We start from the raw sequence: 15927 nt of genomic DNA, 5'->3' as shown, positions 1-15927 counted from the left end.
AGAGAAAGCCCGCTATCGTCCCGTCCGTGCCGGGGCCCCGCCGCGCGTGGCCCGTGCCGAACCCGGCTCCGTCGCCGTCCGTGCCGTCGCCCCACGCACTTCGAAGCGCACCGCATCGACGCTCGCCCCTTTCGCATCGACGAGTTCGAGCACATGCCGGCCGGGCCACGGCATCCACAGCACGCGCTCGGCATGACCTAACGGTTTCCCATCGAGCCGCCATGCGCTGCGCGTCGACGCCCCATTCGCGCGCTCGAACACGATGCGCTGACGCTCCGGCGGAATGTCGGGATCGAGCGCGAACACCGTACCGCTGGTCGGCGAGCCGATACCGGGAGCAGCCGCACTCTGCGCGCGCGGCGCATGAGGCGGCGCGTACGACGTCGAACGCTCCGATGCCCCGTTCGCATCGGCCGCCAGATGCACCGTCGGCATTTCCGTGCCTTTGAGAAACCACTCGTTGCGCGCGGGCTCGACGTTGCGCTCGAACGTCACCCGCATTCGAACGACGCCGGGCGGCGCAGCAGGAGCCACGCTCGGCACGTTCCGATGCAGATATCCGACGATCGCGGCCCAGATCGGCGCCGCTCCCGTCACGCCCGATACGTCCCACATCGCATCGCCTTCCGCATTGCCCACCCAAACGCCGACGGTATAGCGCGACGTGAAGCCGATCGTCCAGTTGTCGCGCATATCCTTGCTCGTACCCGTCTTCACCGCTGAAAAAAACCGCGTCGCCAATGGGCTGTCGAACCCGAACGTCCGCGTTCTGGCGTTGTTGTCGGACAGCACGGTCGTGATGATGTACGTCGCGTCCGCGCTGAATACGCGGTGCGGGGTTCCAGCGTCCCTCCGACCGCGCGAAGCTGGAGGCGGCGGCAAATCGTGCGTTGCCGTGGCAACGCCGCCATTGGCGAGCGCGCGATAGGCATTCGTCAGCGAGAGCAGCGTCACGTCGGGACTGCCGAGCGCGAGCGAATAACCGTAGTAGTCGCCGTTTTGCGCAAGCGGCAGCCCGAGCGCCGTCAGCGTTTTCGCGAACCGGTGCGGCGTCACCAAGACGATCGTGCGCACCGCCGGCACGTTCAACGAAGAACCGAGCGCCGTGCGCACGCTCACCCAGCCTTTGAAGTCCTTGTCGTAGTTCTGCGGGATATAGAGCCCGCCGCCCGCTTGCAGATCGATAGGCGCATCGTCGAGCAGCGATGCCGTCGTCAGCCGGTGCTCGTCGATCGCCTCGGCATACAGGAACGGCTTCAGCGCCGATCCCGGTTGACGCCGCGCCAGCACGGCATCGACGTCTCGCGCATTCGAGAGCCCGCCCGACGAACCGACCCAGGCGAGCACGTCGCCCGTCGCGTTGTCGAGCACGACGACCGCGCCGTCATGGACGTTGCGTGCATGCGCCGGCGCGTTGAGCTCGGCCAACGTTCGCCTGAGCGTATCGGTGGCAAAGCGCTGGAGCTTGGCGTCGAGCGTCGTCACGACGCGCGCGCCCGCGACGGGATGCAATTGCCCTGCAATTCTCCGCGCGAAATGCGGCGCCAGCGATTCGGGGTCGGGCGATACCGTCAGGAGGGCGGGAGCGGGCCGAGCAAAGGCGAGTTCGACATAGCTGTCGAGATTCTCGCAATGATCGGGCGCCTTCATCTCGCGCAGGATGCGGCACGCCCGTTCGCTGACCTTCTCGTATGGCGCGTTCGGCGCGCGAATCAACGCCGCGGCGATGGCGGACTCGCGCTCGTCGAGCCCGCTGGGCGCCTTGCCGAACAACGTCAACGACAATGCCGATAGGCCGATCGTCTCGCCGCGAAACGGCACGAGATTCAAATACGCTTCGAGAATTTGATCCTTGCGCCAAGACCGTTCGAGCCAAAGCGCGTCCACGGCCTGCCCCGCCTTCTGCACGATCGAGCGTCGCCCCGAGCGCTCGGGTTCATCGCTCAAAAGCCCCGTCAATTGCATCGTGACCGTGGAGGCGCCGCGCGTGCGCGTATTCCAAAGATTGGCCCACGCGGCTGCCGCGGCGCCGTGCCAATCGACGCCGCTATGCTCGTAAAAGCGCTTGTCTTCCGACATGACGATCGCTTCGCGCAGCGCCGGCGAGACGTCGGCGAGCGCCACCCAATCGCCGCGACGCGCTTTCTTGTCGACACGCGTTCGCTCGAGCGGCACGCCGTCGCGCGACAGGAGCAGCCAATCGGAACTGCGCCATTGCGCGCGGACCTGCTCGAACGTCGGCAGCGCGTGCGCGCACGGCGCCGCCACGATCAGCAGCGCGCAGAGCACCGCACGTGCGCTCGCCGCGCTTCGCTTCGACTGCATGCGCTCTCCTTCCTATTGCTTCGCTGCCGCCGGCGCTTGGACGACGACGTTCGCGTTCGGCAATGCTCCGAACGTGGAAGGCGCATAGAGCGCTTCCACGCGCGTCGGCGGCAAACCGAACGTGCCTGCATTATTGAGCCGAATCGTGTATTCGATCGAGAACTTGCCCTTCGGCACGAAATCGTAATACGCGCGGTATCCGTCGAAGCCGCGCTCGACGAAGGCGGGCCATACGCCGTCGTCCTGTTTTTCGCCGGCCGTCGCCGCTTGCGAGTCGCGCCCGAGCCCCGAGCCGAGAATCGTCGCACCGGCCGGCACGGGATCGTTGACGACCACCCACGTCATATCGGTTTGCGCATCGATATCGAGGTGCACGCGCTCGATGTCGCCGCGCGTATAGACGCCCTTCACCGCGGGATCGACGGGCGTGATCGTCTTCGTGATTCGATATCCGGCCGAGAACGGCGCTTTCAGTGCAACGGCGGCCAAGCTCTCGATCGTCGCCCACGGCTTGCCCGTGCCCTGCTGCGTCAGCGTCAGCGGAACGGGCCCCGCATGCGAATTCGAAGGCCACGGCAACGACGCACTGCGCACGTTGGCCGTCTGCGTCACCGCGGTTGCCGAGGCAGCGTTGACGTTCGTTGCCGCCAGCTGGCTCCAGGAAATCGTCTTCGACGCCGCGCCCAGATCGATCTTCGTCTGCCCCGTCACGGGCGTGCTTTCGAACGCACGGGAGAACGCTTGGACCGCAAGCTCGCCCCAGAGATTGGACGTCGTCGTCGACCAGGCACCGCCATGTTGCAAGGCGAGCAGCCCGGCGACGAGACGCGGCATTTCGTCCTTCCAGCCAGGTAGCCCGACGAACGTAAGCACCGTGCGCGCGGCATTCGTTTCCGAGCCCGTCATCAGCCACCAGAGGTCGTCGTTGTCCGCCGTCGAGAACGTCAAGCGCGTGCCTTGATACGTCAAGCGCGCACGAACGATCTGCTCGACCTGTGCGAGCTTCTCGTCGCGCTGAGGCACGTCCTTCACGCGCGAGAGGATCGCGTAATAGTCGAGCACGGCGGAGGTCGGCCATTGATTGGGCGCGATTTCGATCGATTCGAGCATGCGCGGGCGTGCGGCCCCATAGCGCGACAGCGCCTCGATGGCAGCGAGCTTGCGCAGATCGAGGTCCTGCCGCGGCGCCCACGTCTTGCGCGTGATCTTGCCTTCGACGAAATTGACGAGCCCGCCTTCGAGCTTCGCTCGCACGTCGTCCGGCAGCGCGAAGCGCGGATCGAGTTTCGCGGCTTCGTCGGTGACCGCGAGCAGATACGCGGTGAGCGTCGTGCTGCCCGTGTTGCCGCTGTCGTCGCTCGGCGGGAAGTAATTCGCCAAGCCGTCGCGATCGAGGTACACCGGCATTCGGGCGAGCACGGCCTGCCATTGCGCGACGTCGGCCATGCCTAACGCGCGCGAGGTCAACTGCTCGAGACAGCCATAGGGATAGCGCTCGAACCAGCGGCGCACGCCCGGCAGCCCGTCCGCGAGCTTCGGCTGCAACGATACGGCGATGCCGCCGCGTAGCACACCGGACTGCGTGGCCGACGCATCCGGCGGCGCAGCCACGGGCAGCGTGAACGTACCATCGACTTGCGTGAGCGTCGCTTGCTGCACCGTCACCGGAACCGCCGCCATGACGCGCTGCGTCACCTTGAGCGCATCGCTCGCATGCGGGCCGCCTTGCTCGGCCGCCCCCACGCTCCAGGTCAGCGCGGCGGGGTTCGCGTCGGACGAGCCATCCGGCGGCGTGACGGTCCACGCCACTTCACGCGCCGAATCGGCGGCCAACTCGACCGTTTGGGCATGCAAGGGCACGCCCGGCACGTTGGGCGTGACCACGACCTTCATCGCCCGCGCCGTCGTGTTGCGCAGCGTGAATTGCGCGCGGAACCGATCGCCTTCTCGCACGAGCGGCGGCAGCCCCGAGATCAATTGCAGATCCTGCGTGCTGAGGATCGTCGTGCTGCCGGTGCCGAACATGCCGTCGCCGACGGCCGCGATCGCAACGATCCTGAAGCTCGTCAGCGAATCGTTCAACGGCACGTCGACCATCGCTTCGCCCTGCGCATCGAGCGTCACGCGCGGATTCCACAGCAGCAACGTATCGAACAGCTCGCGCGTCGGGCTGTGCCCACCACCGCCGCCCGCGGGCACGGCCTTTCTGCCGAAGTGCCGGCGTCCCACGATCTCCATTTGCGCAGTCGACGTTTCGATCCCGTAGGAGCGGCGCTGCAACATGGCATCGAGCAAGTTCCAGCTGTCGTTCGGCATGAGCTCGAGCAGCGCTTCATCGACAGCCGCAACGGCGATTTGCGTTCCGGCCGGCGCCGGTTTGCCGTCCGGCATTTGCACGCGCAGCTTCACGTGGGCTTTGCCGCGCACCGTATAGCGCTTCGCGTCGGGCACGACCGTCACGCCGAGTGTGTGGTCCGCCGTTCCCACCTTGATCTCGGCCAAGCCGTACCGGTAAGCCGGCTTCGATAGATCGACGAGCGGCGTGGGTGCCTCGTAGCGGCGGCCTTCATACCAGAAGGCATGCACCCATTCGAGCGGCGCCTTCCATCCCCAGGTGAAGAACGAGTACCACGGCACCTCGTGGATGCGACCGCGCAACGCGAGCACGGACACGTAGACGTTGGGCCCCCAGCCCGGCTGCACCTTCAGCGAAACCGTGGGGTCTTTCCCGTCGAGCTTCACGACGTGCGTTTCGATGATCCCTTCGCGCTCCACCGCCACGAGCGCGGTCGCAAAGCGGAACGGCATGCGCACTTGGAAGCGCGCCGTTTCGCCGGGCTGATAGGACGTCTTTTCCGGAAGCACGTCGATGCGGTCGGTGTTCTCGCCGCCGAACCAGAGCTCGTCCTCGTGCGTCACCCAAACGGAAGTCGTCGCCGTCGATGCGTTGCCGTCGCCGTCCTTCGCCGTTACCACCAAGTCGATGTTGCCGGCCTGCTTCAACTGCGCATCGCAATGGAGCACGCCGTGGTCGTCGCTCTTGCCGCTGCACAGCGTGCCGAGATCCTTCGTTTCGGTGCGATTGTCGTAAGCATAGAAGCCGCCGACCATGCGCTTGCGCGTCGACACCGTGATGCGCGCGACGGCGCGCACGTCGAGCGGCACGCCCGCGCGCGGCTTGCCCTGCAAGTCGAGTGCGAGCGCCTGCACGGGCACCGTGTTGCCCACCGACACCCACTGACCCGACTTCACACCGGCGACGACGGCCGACGGCCAGAGCGTCGCGTCGCCGCTGATCGTCTGCACCTCGCCGTTCGGGTCGGCGAATGTCGCTTCGAGCTGAAGCCGCTTCGGCGCGTCGACGTGCGGCAAGTTCTTGAGCACGAACGAACCCGAGCCGTTACGATCGAGCGTCAAGGGTTCTTTGTCGGCGATGAGCTTCGACGAATCGTCGTTCGCTTGGCTCTCGGTTTGCGCCTCGTCGTCGGACGGCGACGATGTCGCGCCATCGCTCGGCTTCACGTAGGGCTCGAAGCTGAAATCCGGATAGGTGTCGGCAAACGAGGGGGACGTCGTCGTCATCATTGCCGAAATCTGCACGGGCAGGCTCGATGCACCGCCACCGGACGTGTAGTCGATCTGGACGGCGAGCGGCGCTTGCTTCGCGGCAACGAGCGGATGCGCCTTCTCGTCGCGCACGCCGATCGAGCCTTTGAATACCGGCAACCGAAATTCCTCGACGCGGAAGCTGCCCGAGTCGTAACTGTGAGCCGGCGAATCGCCGTCATCGCCGTCATCGCTGCCGCTACCGCTGTTGCCCGATGCGGTGCCGTTCAGCTTGCCGTCGTCGAGCGACACGTCGTATTCGCCGAGCTTCGCGGAAGCCGGAATCGCGAACGTCGAATCGGCCGTATGATCGGCGGCCCATTTCAATGGAAAATGCCATGTCTGCCCGCTGCCCAGATGGCGAATCGTCAGCCGTGTCGGATAGTTCTTCGGAAATGCGAGGCCCTGCATCGTCTCGACGCGGATGAAATGCTTCATCGAAACGGTCTCGCCCGCGCGAAGCAGCGTCCGATCGAACACGGTTTGCACGCGAACCGTTTTGTCGAGGCTCGAATCGGTCGGCACGTTGAAGCGCCAGGCCTCGATGCCGCGGTTCCAATCCGAGCGCACGAACGCCATGTCGGGGCCCGTCTTGGGATCGTCGACGCGCGCCGAAACCAAAAACCCGTCGAAGCCGTCCTTGCACTCCCCGCGCGCGGTGAGCCGGCCGGGGATCGTCAGCACGCCGTGCGCGTCCGTCTTGCCTGACGCGATTTGCCCGCCGTTGCAATCGCTGATCCGCACGTCGGCGTGCGGCACGGCCTCGCCCTTGTCGAGCGTCGTGACCCAGACGAGATTGTTCTCGCGCCCGAGCTTCAGATGAACGCCGAGATTCGTGACGAGCACGGCCGTGCGCACGTACATCGGCGCTTGCTTGCCGAGCAGCGAAGCGCCGAGCGCCGGCGACGACAATTCGATGATGTAAAAACCCGGCTTCGCGATCGGTACGCCGACCACCTCGAAGGGCCGTAGCTTAGTCGGATCGGCCTTCGGCAGCGTCAACGTTTCGACGCCCGGCATGCCTGCGAGCAGCGACAGCGAGCGCACGTCGATCGTGGGGTCTTTGGCGTCCTTCGCGGTCTGCTCCGGCGTTTGCCCCTCCGTATGCACGATCACGGGATGCGGATTGCGGGCAAGCAACTGCGGCATCGCTTTATCGATCTCGCTGCGCGTCATCCCGTACTCGTCGAATTGATCGATACGATGCATCCACTTCAGGATGCTCCCGTCCGAATCGACGCGCAGCGTGTTGAACCGTGCCGGGCCTGCATTGAGGCCCTGGATATGCAGATCCGCTTCGACGTTGCGCAGTGTCACGGGCACGAGCGCCGGCATGCCAGGCTCGGCGAACCGTTCGATGATGCCGAACGTACCCGACGAAAATTTCGCGAGCGGGGGCAGCGGCGCAGTCGTCGTCTTCAGCGGAAACAAGTCGGCATTCGAAAGCGGCCGGCCGCTGACGTCCTTCAGGTTCGGCGGCAATATGACCGTCAATTCCGCCCGTTCGGGCAACGGCGCGGCGAACTCGACCGTATCGGTTTCCGGTCCTTTGTCGTCGTCGGAAAATTTCGGCTTGATGTCGCCGTCCGGGCCTTTGATGCGAATCTTTTCCGCATCGGCACGCGTGATCGACGCATTGAATTGAAGCCGCAGCGGGCGCAGCGGCGTGCACGGCGCCTTGGCATTCTCGCGCTCGCATGAGAAGCTGACCGAGAAAGGATCACGCACGGAATAGTTGAAGCGGCGCTCCACGTCGTTCGCAATGCCGCTCGGACTCGCCACGCCCTTGCCGTAGACGAGTTGCGCCTTCGTCCCCGAAGGCAACGCCTGCTGGCATTGCAACGTCAGCACGCGCGCTGCATCCTTCAGCAAATCGAAGTGCTTGAGCAGCGCCTTGCGCGTCGCCGCATCCACTTCTTTCACCGGAATCCGGTTGCCCAGTGCGCTCGATTCACACCAGACGTTGGCGAGCACCGATGCATCCGTGGCTGCGCCGTTCAAATGCAAGACGAACGCCTGACGCTCTTCGATCGTATCGCCGTCTGGCTCGATGCTTTCGACGAACGGGCCGCCGGTTTGGAAGGCGTAATGCTTCGGCCCGCTCAAGGCCGTGCCTTTAGCCGATTTCGATCCATCTTTCAAATCGACGGAGCATGCGACGCCCGGCGGAAGGTCCGACGTGAAATCCCAGGCCCAGGTTTTATCGTCGATCCAATGCGATTGACCGCCCGTGGCCGACGGCTCGTTGCATTTGATCGTCGCCGGAGCCGGCAAGTTGGGCGCGCCGAATGCGATCATCGGCTCGTCGAACTTCACGATCACTTGGCGAACCTTCTTCACCGTGCCCTGCGGCGAGACTTGCGTGATGCGCGCCGCATCGGCACGCCATGTCGTCAATGCGAAAAGGCCCAATGCCGCGATCCCCGCAGCCACCCATTTGCTTGTTCTTTCAATCGTGCCGCGTTGCATCGCCGACGCTCCCGGACTTAGTCTTTTTTTGCAATTCCGGGCGATTCTAACCGAGATGCGAGACGGTTCCGGGAAGCCGCAGCCGTTATCTCGCTGAATACTAGGATTTACCGGAGCGCGCATGCGCGATGCGCGTGGCAAAGAAATAAAGAACGGCGCTCGCCAGCGCGGCCGAGCTACCCACCGCCGCGAGCGCAATCGCAAGGCCATTCGCGCCGAGCGCCAAGCGGTCGGCGATCAGGCCCACCGTGAACGGCCCCAAGCCACCGGCAACGGTATTCGTCAAGAAGACGAGGATCGCGATGGCGCGTCCTCGCATGCGATTGGGCAGCGCCACCTGCACCGGCACGGGTGCCAGCGCCATGACGATGCTGGCGCTGAATGCGCAAAGCCCGTACGCGATCAGCGCGCCGTACACATTCCCGGCCAGCGGGGCCGCGAACGCCACGGGGATCAAAGCGCACGCGGCCCACGTCGCGATCCGAAGCGTTTTCGCGAGCGCTTGCGCGTCGGTCATGCGTCCCGCCAGTGCGCTTGCACTGATGACGCCCGCGATGCCGCCCACCATATAAGCTGGGCCGGCCAACCGTCCCACCTCTCCCGCGGTCAGCCCGAACTTGCGGATCAGCAGCGTCGGAAACCACGCGGAATGCGCATAGAACAACAAAATGAGCGCGGTGTATCCGAGAAAGAACGGAACGCAGAAACGGTGCGTCACGGTGAGCGTGTGAAAAACGGCTTTCATGTCCGGCACGCCGTCGTCGTCACTGCATCCGCCGCGGACGTCGCGCTTGCGCGCGGGCTCGCGGATCGTCGCCGCAACGAGCGCCGCGAGCAGCAGCCCCGGCAAGCCGACCACGAGAAACGCCAACCGCCAAGGCTCGATACCGATGCCGCCGAACGCGTGTCCGTGGCCGGAATGTGCCGTCCAGTCGAGCAGTGCACCGCCTCCAACGAGCGCAACGCCGCCACCGATGTAGGGGCCCAGCATGAATACGCTCGTCGGCCGCGATACTTTGCCCGGCGAGAATAGATCGCTGAAGATCGACAGCGCGGCTGGGCTCAGCGCAGCTTCGGAGATCGCCGTGCCGGCTCGCCAGACCAACAGTTCGGAGAAGCTGTGAGCCGTTGCGCACATCGCGGTCGACACGCCCCATATGGCGACGCATACGGCGATCAATCGAACCCGATTGGATTGATCGACGAGCTTGGCGACGAACACGCCGGCCGTGGCGTAGCAAACCGTGAATGCAACGCCCTGAAGCATGCCGATTTGCGCATCGGACAAGCGCATCGCCGCTTTGAGCGGCTGCACGAGGATGCTGACGATCTGGCGATCGATGTAGGAAAAGACGAAGCAAAGGAAAAACATCGACACGACATACGCGCTGCGGGGAATGCCCGCTCGCCCGGGCATCTCGGGCGCGACGTTCGACAAGGTAGACAGGCGGGCCATGGGGTTGTCTCCGTTATGGTTCGTGGTTGCAAATCGATCTACGACCAACTGGCGTCGCTTGCCGACAGCGCGATGCAGTCTCCGGGCTCCACGCCCGTGAACGAGCGGATGCAGACGACCATTCCGTCCGCCTCGAAGCGAAGCAAGTGCGGCGCCCGCCACGGAGCATGAGGATCGAACAACCGTCCCGCCGGCTGGCCCGCCCGAACGCGATCGCCGAGTTTGAACATCGGCTCGAACACGCCGCGTTCGGGCGAGAACAGATAATGCCTCGCGCCCTCCACGCGCAGCACTCTAGTAGGGCCGCTGCACGGAACGTCGGGTGCATCGGTGAGCCCCGCCGCGTGGAGCAGGCGAGCCAGCCCCTGCTCGACGAGCGCGAGGCCGTCGACGTTGCACGTGCCGAATCCTCCAAACTCACCGCAGATGAACAATTTGCCGTGCCGCTCGACGGCCGCCCCGTAGGTGCGGTCTTCTCCGAGCAAATCCATCAGCATCGTGTGCGGCGCGCCGAAAGCGTCGATCAAGCGGATGTATTCGTCGTGGCGACGGCTATCGGCCGGCATTGACGCCAGTACCATCGGCAAATGGTTGAACGACGCGCCGCCGGCATGGAGGTCGATGACGATATCGGCAAGCGGAAAGAGTTCGCTGTCGACGTAATGCGCGATCATTTCGGTGACCGAGCCGTTGCGATTGCCCGGAAAAATTCGATTCATGTTGCAGCCGTCGAGCGGCGACGTTCGTTTGCCCTGCAAAAATGCCGGAAAATTGAGCGCGGGAATGACGATCAACCGGCCGCGTATCGATTTTTGCGGGAGCGCCTGCAGCAATTTCATGAGCGCGAGCGGGCCTTCGAACTCGTCGCCGTGATTCCCGCCCGTCAGCAGCACCGTCGGCCCGGACGAGCCGTTCAGCACGGCGATCGGGATCGGGATGTGGCCGTAGGCGGAACGATCGTGCGAATACGGCACTCTGAGCGTGCCGGCCTGAAATCCGGGCAGATCGAAATCGAGGTCGCATTGGATCAAGCTTCGCGGCTGAGCGGTCATTTGGCGTCTCCTGAAGGGCGAGCGGCACCGAGAATGCGGTGCGCTGTCGAAGCCGACTATCGGCGAGACGCCCCGATATTTCCAATGCCGAATCATGGCCGCATCGATGCCCGGCAGGCATCGGCTCAGCGATGCCCGCCGGGCATCGAGCCTCGCCTTAAAGGCATTGGACAGCATCGCATCGATCGGGCAAAGTACGCTCAACGCCGCAAGCCCGGCAGCGCCGGGCGCGGCGACGCTTTGGGAGCCTTTTATGTCGACGCAATCCACGATCTATCGAGTTGGCGACGCCTCGATCACGCGCGTGACCGAGCAGACATTCGGCATCGATGCGGCGCGGCTCTTTCCCGACTTCGATCCATCGGCATGGCGTGCGCACGCCTCCTGGCTCGTTCCTGACCATGCGGGCCCTTCGCTCGCCTCGGCGCAGTTGAGCGTGCATACCTGGGTCATCCGATGGGACGACCGCGTGATCCTCGTCGATACCGGGTGCGGCAACGGCAAGGACCGGCCGTTCGGCGCGATCTTTCATCAACTCGATACGCCATATCTGGAACGCCTGGCCGCTGCCGGCGTTCAGCCCGAGGACGTCGATCTCGTGCTCATCACGCATTTGCACGTCGATCACGTGGGATGGAATACGCGCCTAGTCGACGGCAAGTGGGTGCCCACGTTCCCGAATGCACGCTACGTATTCGCAGCGGCCGAGCGCGCGTACTACGAGACGCCTGCAGCGGCGAACCGGATGATGGTGTTCGAGGACAGCGTGCTGCCGGTCATCGAGGCCGGCCTGGCCGATGAAATCGGCGACGAAGGCGGCGTCTATTTGCCGGGCATTCGCTTCATCCCCACGCCTGGGCACTGCGCCGGCCATATGTCGATCGAGCTCTCTTCGGGCGGCGAGCGCGCCTTGTTTTGGGGCGACGTCGTTCATCATCCGATCCAAGTGACGCAGCCCGACTGGAGTTCATCGTTCTGCGCCGACCGCACGCAAGCCTCGGTGTCTCGCCGCCGCATCTTCGACTATGCGGCCGATCACGGAGCGCGGGTGTTCACGTCGCATTTCGCGGGAACGTCGGCGGGGCGCATCCGTCGGAATACGGATGGCGCCTTCGTTTGGCAGTTCGCTTGATCATGCCGAGCAGCGCGCCCATCGAACTGCGTCATTTGCGCTATTTCATTGCCGTCGCGGAATGCGGCAGCTTCCGGCTGGCGTCCGAGCGCATCAACATCACGCAGCCGGCCATCACACGGCAGATTCACGACTTGGAGGCAGCGCTCGGCGCAACGCTGCTCAAGCGCACCGCGCGCGGTGTCGAGCTGACCCCGGCCGGCGATCTCTATCTGCGTGAAGCCCGCAAGGCGCTCGAAGCGGTCCGGGCCGCGTCGAGCGCGGTCCAACGCTTCGTGGCCGGCGAATCCGGCACGCTACGCCTAGGGGTCATCGACAACGCCAGTTGGGACGGCCCCGTGCCCGACGCGCTGCGCACGCTTGAACGCGACCATCCGCATTTGGCGATTCAAGTTTCGTTGCTCAATACACCCGAGCAATTCGATGCGCTGCACGGGGGTTCGCTCGACGGCGGGTTCGTCTACGTATTCGGGGAAACGCCGGCCGGCATCGACACCGTCGATTTGGCCACGCACGAGGTCGTCTTGGCCACGCCCAACGACTGGCCGCTGGCGAAGCGTCGTTCCGTCACGCTCGAAGACCTCAGCGACACGCCGATCGTCTCGTTTCCGCGGCACGTCTATCCCGCTTACTACGACACGTTGATCGCCGCATGCCGCGAAGCCGGGTTGACGTTGCGCGTCACGCAGGAAGAGCAAACCGAATCGGCCATCCTATCGCTCGTGTCCGCCGGGATCGGCGCGGCGCTCGTCAATTGCGCGAACCGCGCGCGTGCCCCCGTGCGCGTGAAGTTCGTCCCGATCAAACCGTCTCCGGTGCAATTGACGCTGGCTTTCGCTTATCTGCGCAGCAACGACAATCCCGCGCTCCTACGCTTTCTCGATGTGCTCAATGCGTGTGTCGAGCACGCGCCGCGTGCTGCTCGTGCCCGCCGCCGCACGCGCTGACACGGCATAGGCGACGCACTGGCGCGCGAGAACGTCGGTCGGATCGATGAGCTTCACAAGCGTGCCATGGCGGCCGATGTATTCGCTTCCAGGAAGCAGCAGCGGCAACTCGGTGCAGCCCAGGACCGCCACCTCGATGCCCGCGTCGATGAGCGCTTCCATGGCTGCGGCGATGTCCTCGCGGCATTGGCCGTCGGTGAATCCGGCCTTGACGCCGTGCTCGCCGTAGATCGCTTGCATCACGCGTGCTTGCGAGCGCGCGTCGGGCACCACTTGCGTCAAACCTTGGGCCTCGAGCGCCTCGCGATAAACCCCGCTTTCGATCGTTCCCGACGTCGCCAATACGCCCACTTCGCGCAGCGTCGGATAACGTTCGCGCAAGTGGCGTGCCGTGACCGTCAGCATATTGACGATCGGTATGCCCAGGTACGGCTGAATGCGCTCGACGAACGCATGGGCCGTATTGCACGGAATCGCGATCAAATCGGCCGCCCCCTCCTCCAGTTTCTTGCAGGTCGCGTACAGCGCGATCGTGGGATCGGGCCCGTCTGCGACGAGATGCTCCGTGCGATCGGGAATTTGCGGGTTCTGCTCGACGAGCAGTTTGACGTGATCCTGATCGCGGCTGGCGGGCGTATTGCGCACGATCTTCCCGAGAAAATCGATCGTCGCCGCCGGACCGACCCCGCCCACGACCCCCACCTTGAAGGCCGGCCGCTCGCCACCGCCCGCACCTTCGATCACGTACCGGGCATAAACCAGATTCGAGTCGATCACCGGCACCTCGAAGGTGCCGAGTTGGCCGGCCACGAGCGCGATTTCCGTTACGCCGGGCACGATGACGTCCACGCCCTGTTCGATCAGATCCTCGCATGCGCGCCGCAAGCAATCGACAGCGTGCCCGCACAGGTTGCCCGCCTTGATGCCGTCGGCACCGTAGACGGCTTCGTTGACGCAATCGACGCCATTTTCGAGGCGGGGGTGAACGACCTCGAACCGAGGCGCGACGAAATACCGCTCGAACAAGCGCTTCTCGCGCGTATACGCGGAAGCGAGTACGCCGACACGCCTCGCCCTCGGAAACCGCTCTTCGATATGCCGGCACACCGCCTCGACGATATCGACGATCTCGAGCGTCGAATTGGCACGCAACTCGTCGATGAACGTATGGCTTAGGAAGCACGGCAGCACGATCGTGGTAACGCCACGCTTCTCGAAGTCGCGCATCAGATCGAAGACGTAGAGCTTGCGTTCCGTCGTGACCGTATCGATCGGCTCCGCGCCGCGCGATGCATGCTGCTGAAAGGTCACATCGAAGTGGCCCGCACCGGCCGATGCCGGCGCGGCCTTCATCAACTTGAACAGGACGTCGGCACCGGCAAGCGGCCCGAGCCCGCCGATCACGCCGAACCTGCGAATGCCGTCTCGTTTCATTTCGCTTGCGCTTGAATTTGCGCTTCGATAGGGGCTTCGATTCGTTCCTGCGCGAACGGGGGCGTACGGCTGCGGCCCGCGCTTGGGCTTTGGGCTTGGCCTTGACGGCCCGCTTCCCATTTGGCGACGACCGCGGTGGCCACGCTATTGCCGATGACGTTCGTCATCGTGCGGCCCATGTCGAGAATCTGATCGATGGCGAGCACGAGGGCCACGCCGGCCGCAGGCAAATGAAAGAGCGGCGCAACGGCGGCCACGACGACGACCGATCCGCGCGGCACGCTCGCCATCCCCTTGCTGCTCAGCATGAGCACGAGCAGCATGAATATCTGCTGCGACAGCGGCATATCGACACCGAACGCCTGAGCAATGAAGATCGCGGCGAACGATTGATACATCATCGAGCCGTCCAGATTGAACGCATAGCCGAGCGGCAGCGCGAACCCGATCACCTTTTTGTCGACGCCGAATTTTTCCAATTGCTCCGCGAGACGCGGATAAGCCGCCTCGCTGCTCGCCGTCGAAAACGCGAGCATGGCCGGCTCGCGAACCGCCTTCAGCAGCGTGCCGACACGGCGGCCCAGGAACAGATGTCCGGCGCCGATCAGCACGGCCCAGAGGATGGCGAGCCCCAGATAGAACGAGCCGATCAGCTTGCCGTAGGTGTAGAGCACGTCGAGACCGCGCAGCGTGACGGCTGATGCAATGGCGCCGAATACGCCGAACGGCGCGGCACGCATCACATAGTCGGTCAACCGCAGCATCACGGGCACCAGGCCGTCGATCGCGCGCACGAGTCCCGCCACGCGCGGATCGTGCTTCAACGCCCCGAGCCCGAGTCCAAAGAACAGAGAAAACACGAGAATCTGCAAAATGTCGTTGCGCGCGAAGGCGTCGAACAGACTGGTCGGAAATGCGTGAGTAACGACGTCCTTCACGTTCAAGGCGGCCGTATTGAGCCCCGTGCCGCCCTCGCCCGCGCTCGCGCTCGCGGCAAGGTGCAGCCCCGCGCCTGGCTGCAGCGCGTTCGCCAACACGAGGCCCAGTGCGAGCGATACGAGCGAAGCGCAAACGAACCAGCCTACCGTGCGTACGCCGATCCTTCCGACGTCGCGCCCGCTCTCCATGCCGGCCAGGCCCGAGACGAGCGTGACGAATACGAGCGGCGAGATGATCATCTTGATGAGCCGCAGAAAGATATCCGTGACGATCGAGAAATATCCGGCGGCGACTTTGGCCGCCGCGGCATCGGGCGCGCTTGCGTGGCAGGCATAGCCCGCGAGGACACCGAGCACCATGCCGGCGGCAATGTAGAGCGTGAGGCGATTTTTCATGTCATCCGTCCTTTGATTGCGCCCGTGGCCGCCACGATGGCGAACGGCGCGCGAGAGAGTCGAGCGTCGTTCGCATTGCGCCGCTCATCGGTTAGGACAGATGGTAGGTGTCGTCAAAAATAGGCGAATGCTAGTGCTGCATCGGCCTATTCCGTTCTCGCATAACAAGGGA

8 protein-coding genes are annotated in these 15927 nt (G+C 64.6%); 2 read left to right on the top strand and 6 right to left on the bottom strand.

Annotated elements, in window-relative coordinates; all coding sequences use genetic code 11:
* Positions 1–12 precede the first annotated feature (12 nt).
* The 4 genes from pbpC to ACTHNZ_RS04155 form a co-directional block, all read right to left on the bottom strand.
* Positions 13–2325: a penicillin-binding protein 1C gene (pbpC, locus tag ACTHNZ_RS04170; protein WP_440541235.1), complete on the bottom strand. Its 2313-nt coding sequence runs from the start codon at positions 2323–2325 to the stop codon at positions 13–15.
* 12 nt (positions 2326–2337) lie between these two features.
* Complete coding sequence (locus ACTHNZ_RS04165; RefSeq protein ID WP_440541234.1) at positions 2338–8400, bottom strand: alpha-2-macroglobulin family protein; 6063 nt, start codon at positions 8398–8400, stop codon at positions 2338–2340.
* Between the two features lie 100 nt (positions 8401–8500).
* A complete protein-coding gene (locus tag ACTHNZ_RS04160; RefSeq protein ID WP_440541233.1) occupies positions 8501–9856 on the bottom strand; it encodes an MFS transporter in 1356 nt (451 codons plus the stop codon).
* A 38-nt stretch (positions 9857–9894) separates the two neighbouring features.
* Positions 9895–10908, bottom strand: a complete 1014-nt coding sequence (locus ACTHNZ_RS04155; RefSeq protein ID WP_440541232.1) for a succinylglutamate desuccinylase/aspartoacylase family protein — start codon at positions 10906–10908, stop codon at positions 9895–9897.
* A 253-nt stretch (positions 10909–11161) separates the two neighbouring features.
* Between ACTHNZ_RS04155 and ACTHNZ_RS04150 the strand changes: the two genes are divergently transcribed.
* Together ACTHNZ_RS04150 and ACTHNZ_RS04145 are read left to right on the top strand one after the other, a co-directional pair.
* Positions 11162–12040 (top strand): MBL fold metallo-hydrolase, encoded by an 879-nt coding sequence (locus ACTHNZ_RS04150; protein WP_440541231.1) that lies wholly within the window; start codon positions 11162–11164, stop codon positions 12038–12040.
* On the top strand, positions 12025–12987 hold the full coding sequence (locus ACTHNZ_RS04145; protein ID WP_440541230.1) for a LysR family transcriptional regulator: 963 nt from the start codon (positions 12025–12027) through the stop codon (positions 12985–12987). Before ACTHNZ_RS04150 ends, ACTHNZ_RS04145 begins: the two co-directional genes overlap by 16 nt.
* Here the strand turns inward: ACTHNZ_RS04145 and ACTHNZ_RS04140 are convergent.
* Positions 12910–14421: an aspartate/glutamate racemase family protein gene (locus ACTHNZ_RS04140; protein WP_440541229.1), complete on the bottom strand. Its 1512-nt coding sequence runs from the start codon at positions 14419–14421 to the stop codon at positions 12910–12912. The two genes, ACTHNZ_RS04145 and ACTHNZ_RS04140, sit on opposite strands and share 78 nt — an antisense overlap.
* Complete coding sequence (locus ACTHNZ_RS04135; RefSeq protein WP_440541228.1) at positions 14418–15755, bottom strand: dicarboxylate/amino acid:cation symporter; 1338 nt, start codon at positions 15753–15755, stop codon at positions 14418–14420. The genes ACTHNZ_RS04140 and ACTHNZ_RS04135 overlap by 4 nt, the downstream gene beginning before the upstream one ends.
* Positions 15756–15927: the final 172 nt, after the last annotated feature.

Source organism: Trinickia sp. (assembly GCF_051953955.1).
GTDB lineage: Bacteria > Pseudomonadota > Gammaproteobacteria > Burkholderiales > Burkholderiaceae > Trinickia.
This window is presented reverse-complemented; position numbering and strand designations above follow the sequence as displayed.

Coding starts and splice junctions, on each gene's coding strand:
- pbpC (WP_440541235.1), bottom strand. CDS start 2,325: ATGCAGTCGAAGCGAAGCGCGGCGAGCGCACGTGCGGTGCTCTGCGCG.
- ACTHNZ_RS04165 (WP_440541234.1), bottom strand. CDS start 8,400: ATGCAACGCGGCACGATTGAAAGAACAAGCAAATGGGTGGCTGCGGGG.
- ACTHNZ_RS04160 (WP_440541233.1), bottom strand. CDS start 9,856: ATGGCCCGCCTGTCTACCTTGTCGAACGTCGCGCCCGAGATGCCCGGG.
- ACTHNZ_RS04155 (WP_440541232.1), bottom strand. CDS start 10,908: ATGACCGCTCAGCCGCGAAGCTTGATCCAATGCGACCTCGATTTCGAT.
- ACTHNZ_RS04150 (WP_440541231.1), top strand. CDS start 11,162: ATGTCGACGCAATCCACGATCTATCGAGTTGGCGACGCCTCGATCACG.
- ACTHNZ_RS04140 (WP_440541229.1), bottom strand. CDS start 14,421: ATGAAACGAGACGGCATTCGCAGGTTCGGCGTGATCGGCGGGCTCGGG.
- ACTHNZ_RS04135 (WP_440541228.1), bottom strand. CDS start 15,755: ATGAAAAATCGCCTCACGCTCTACATTGCCGCCGGCATGGTGCTCGGT.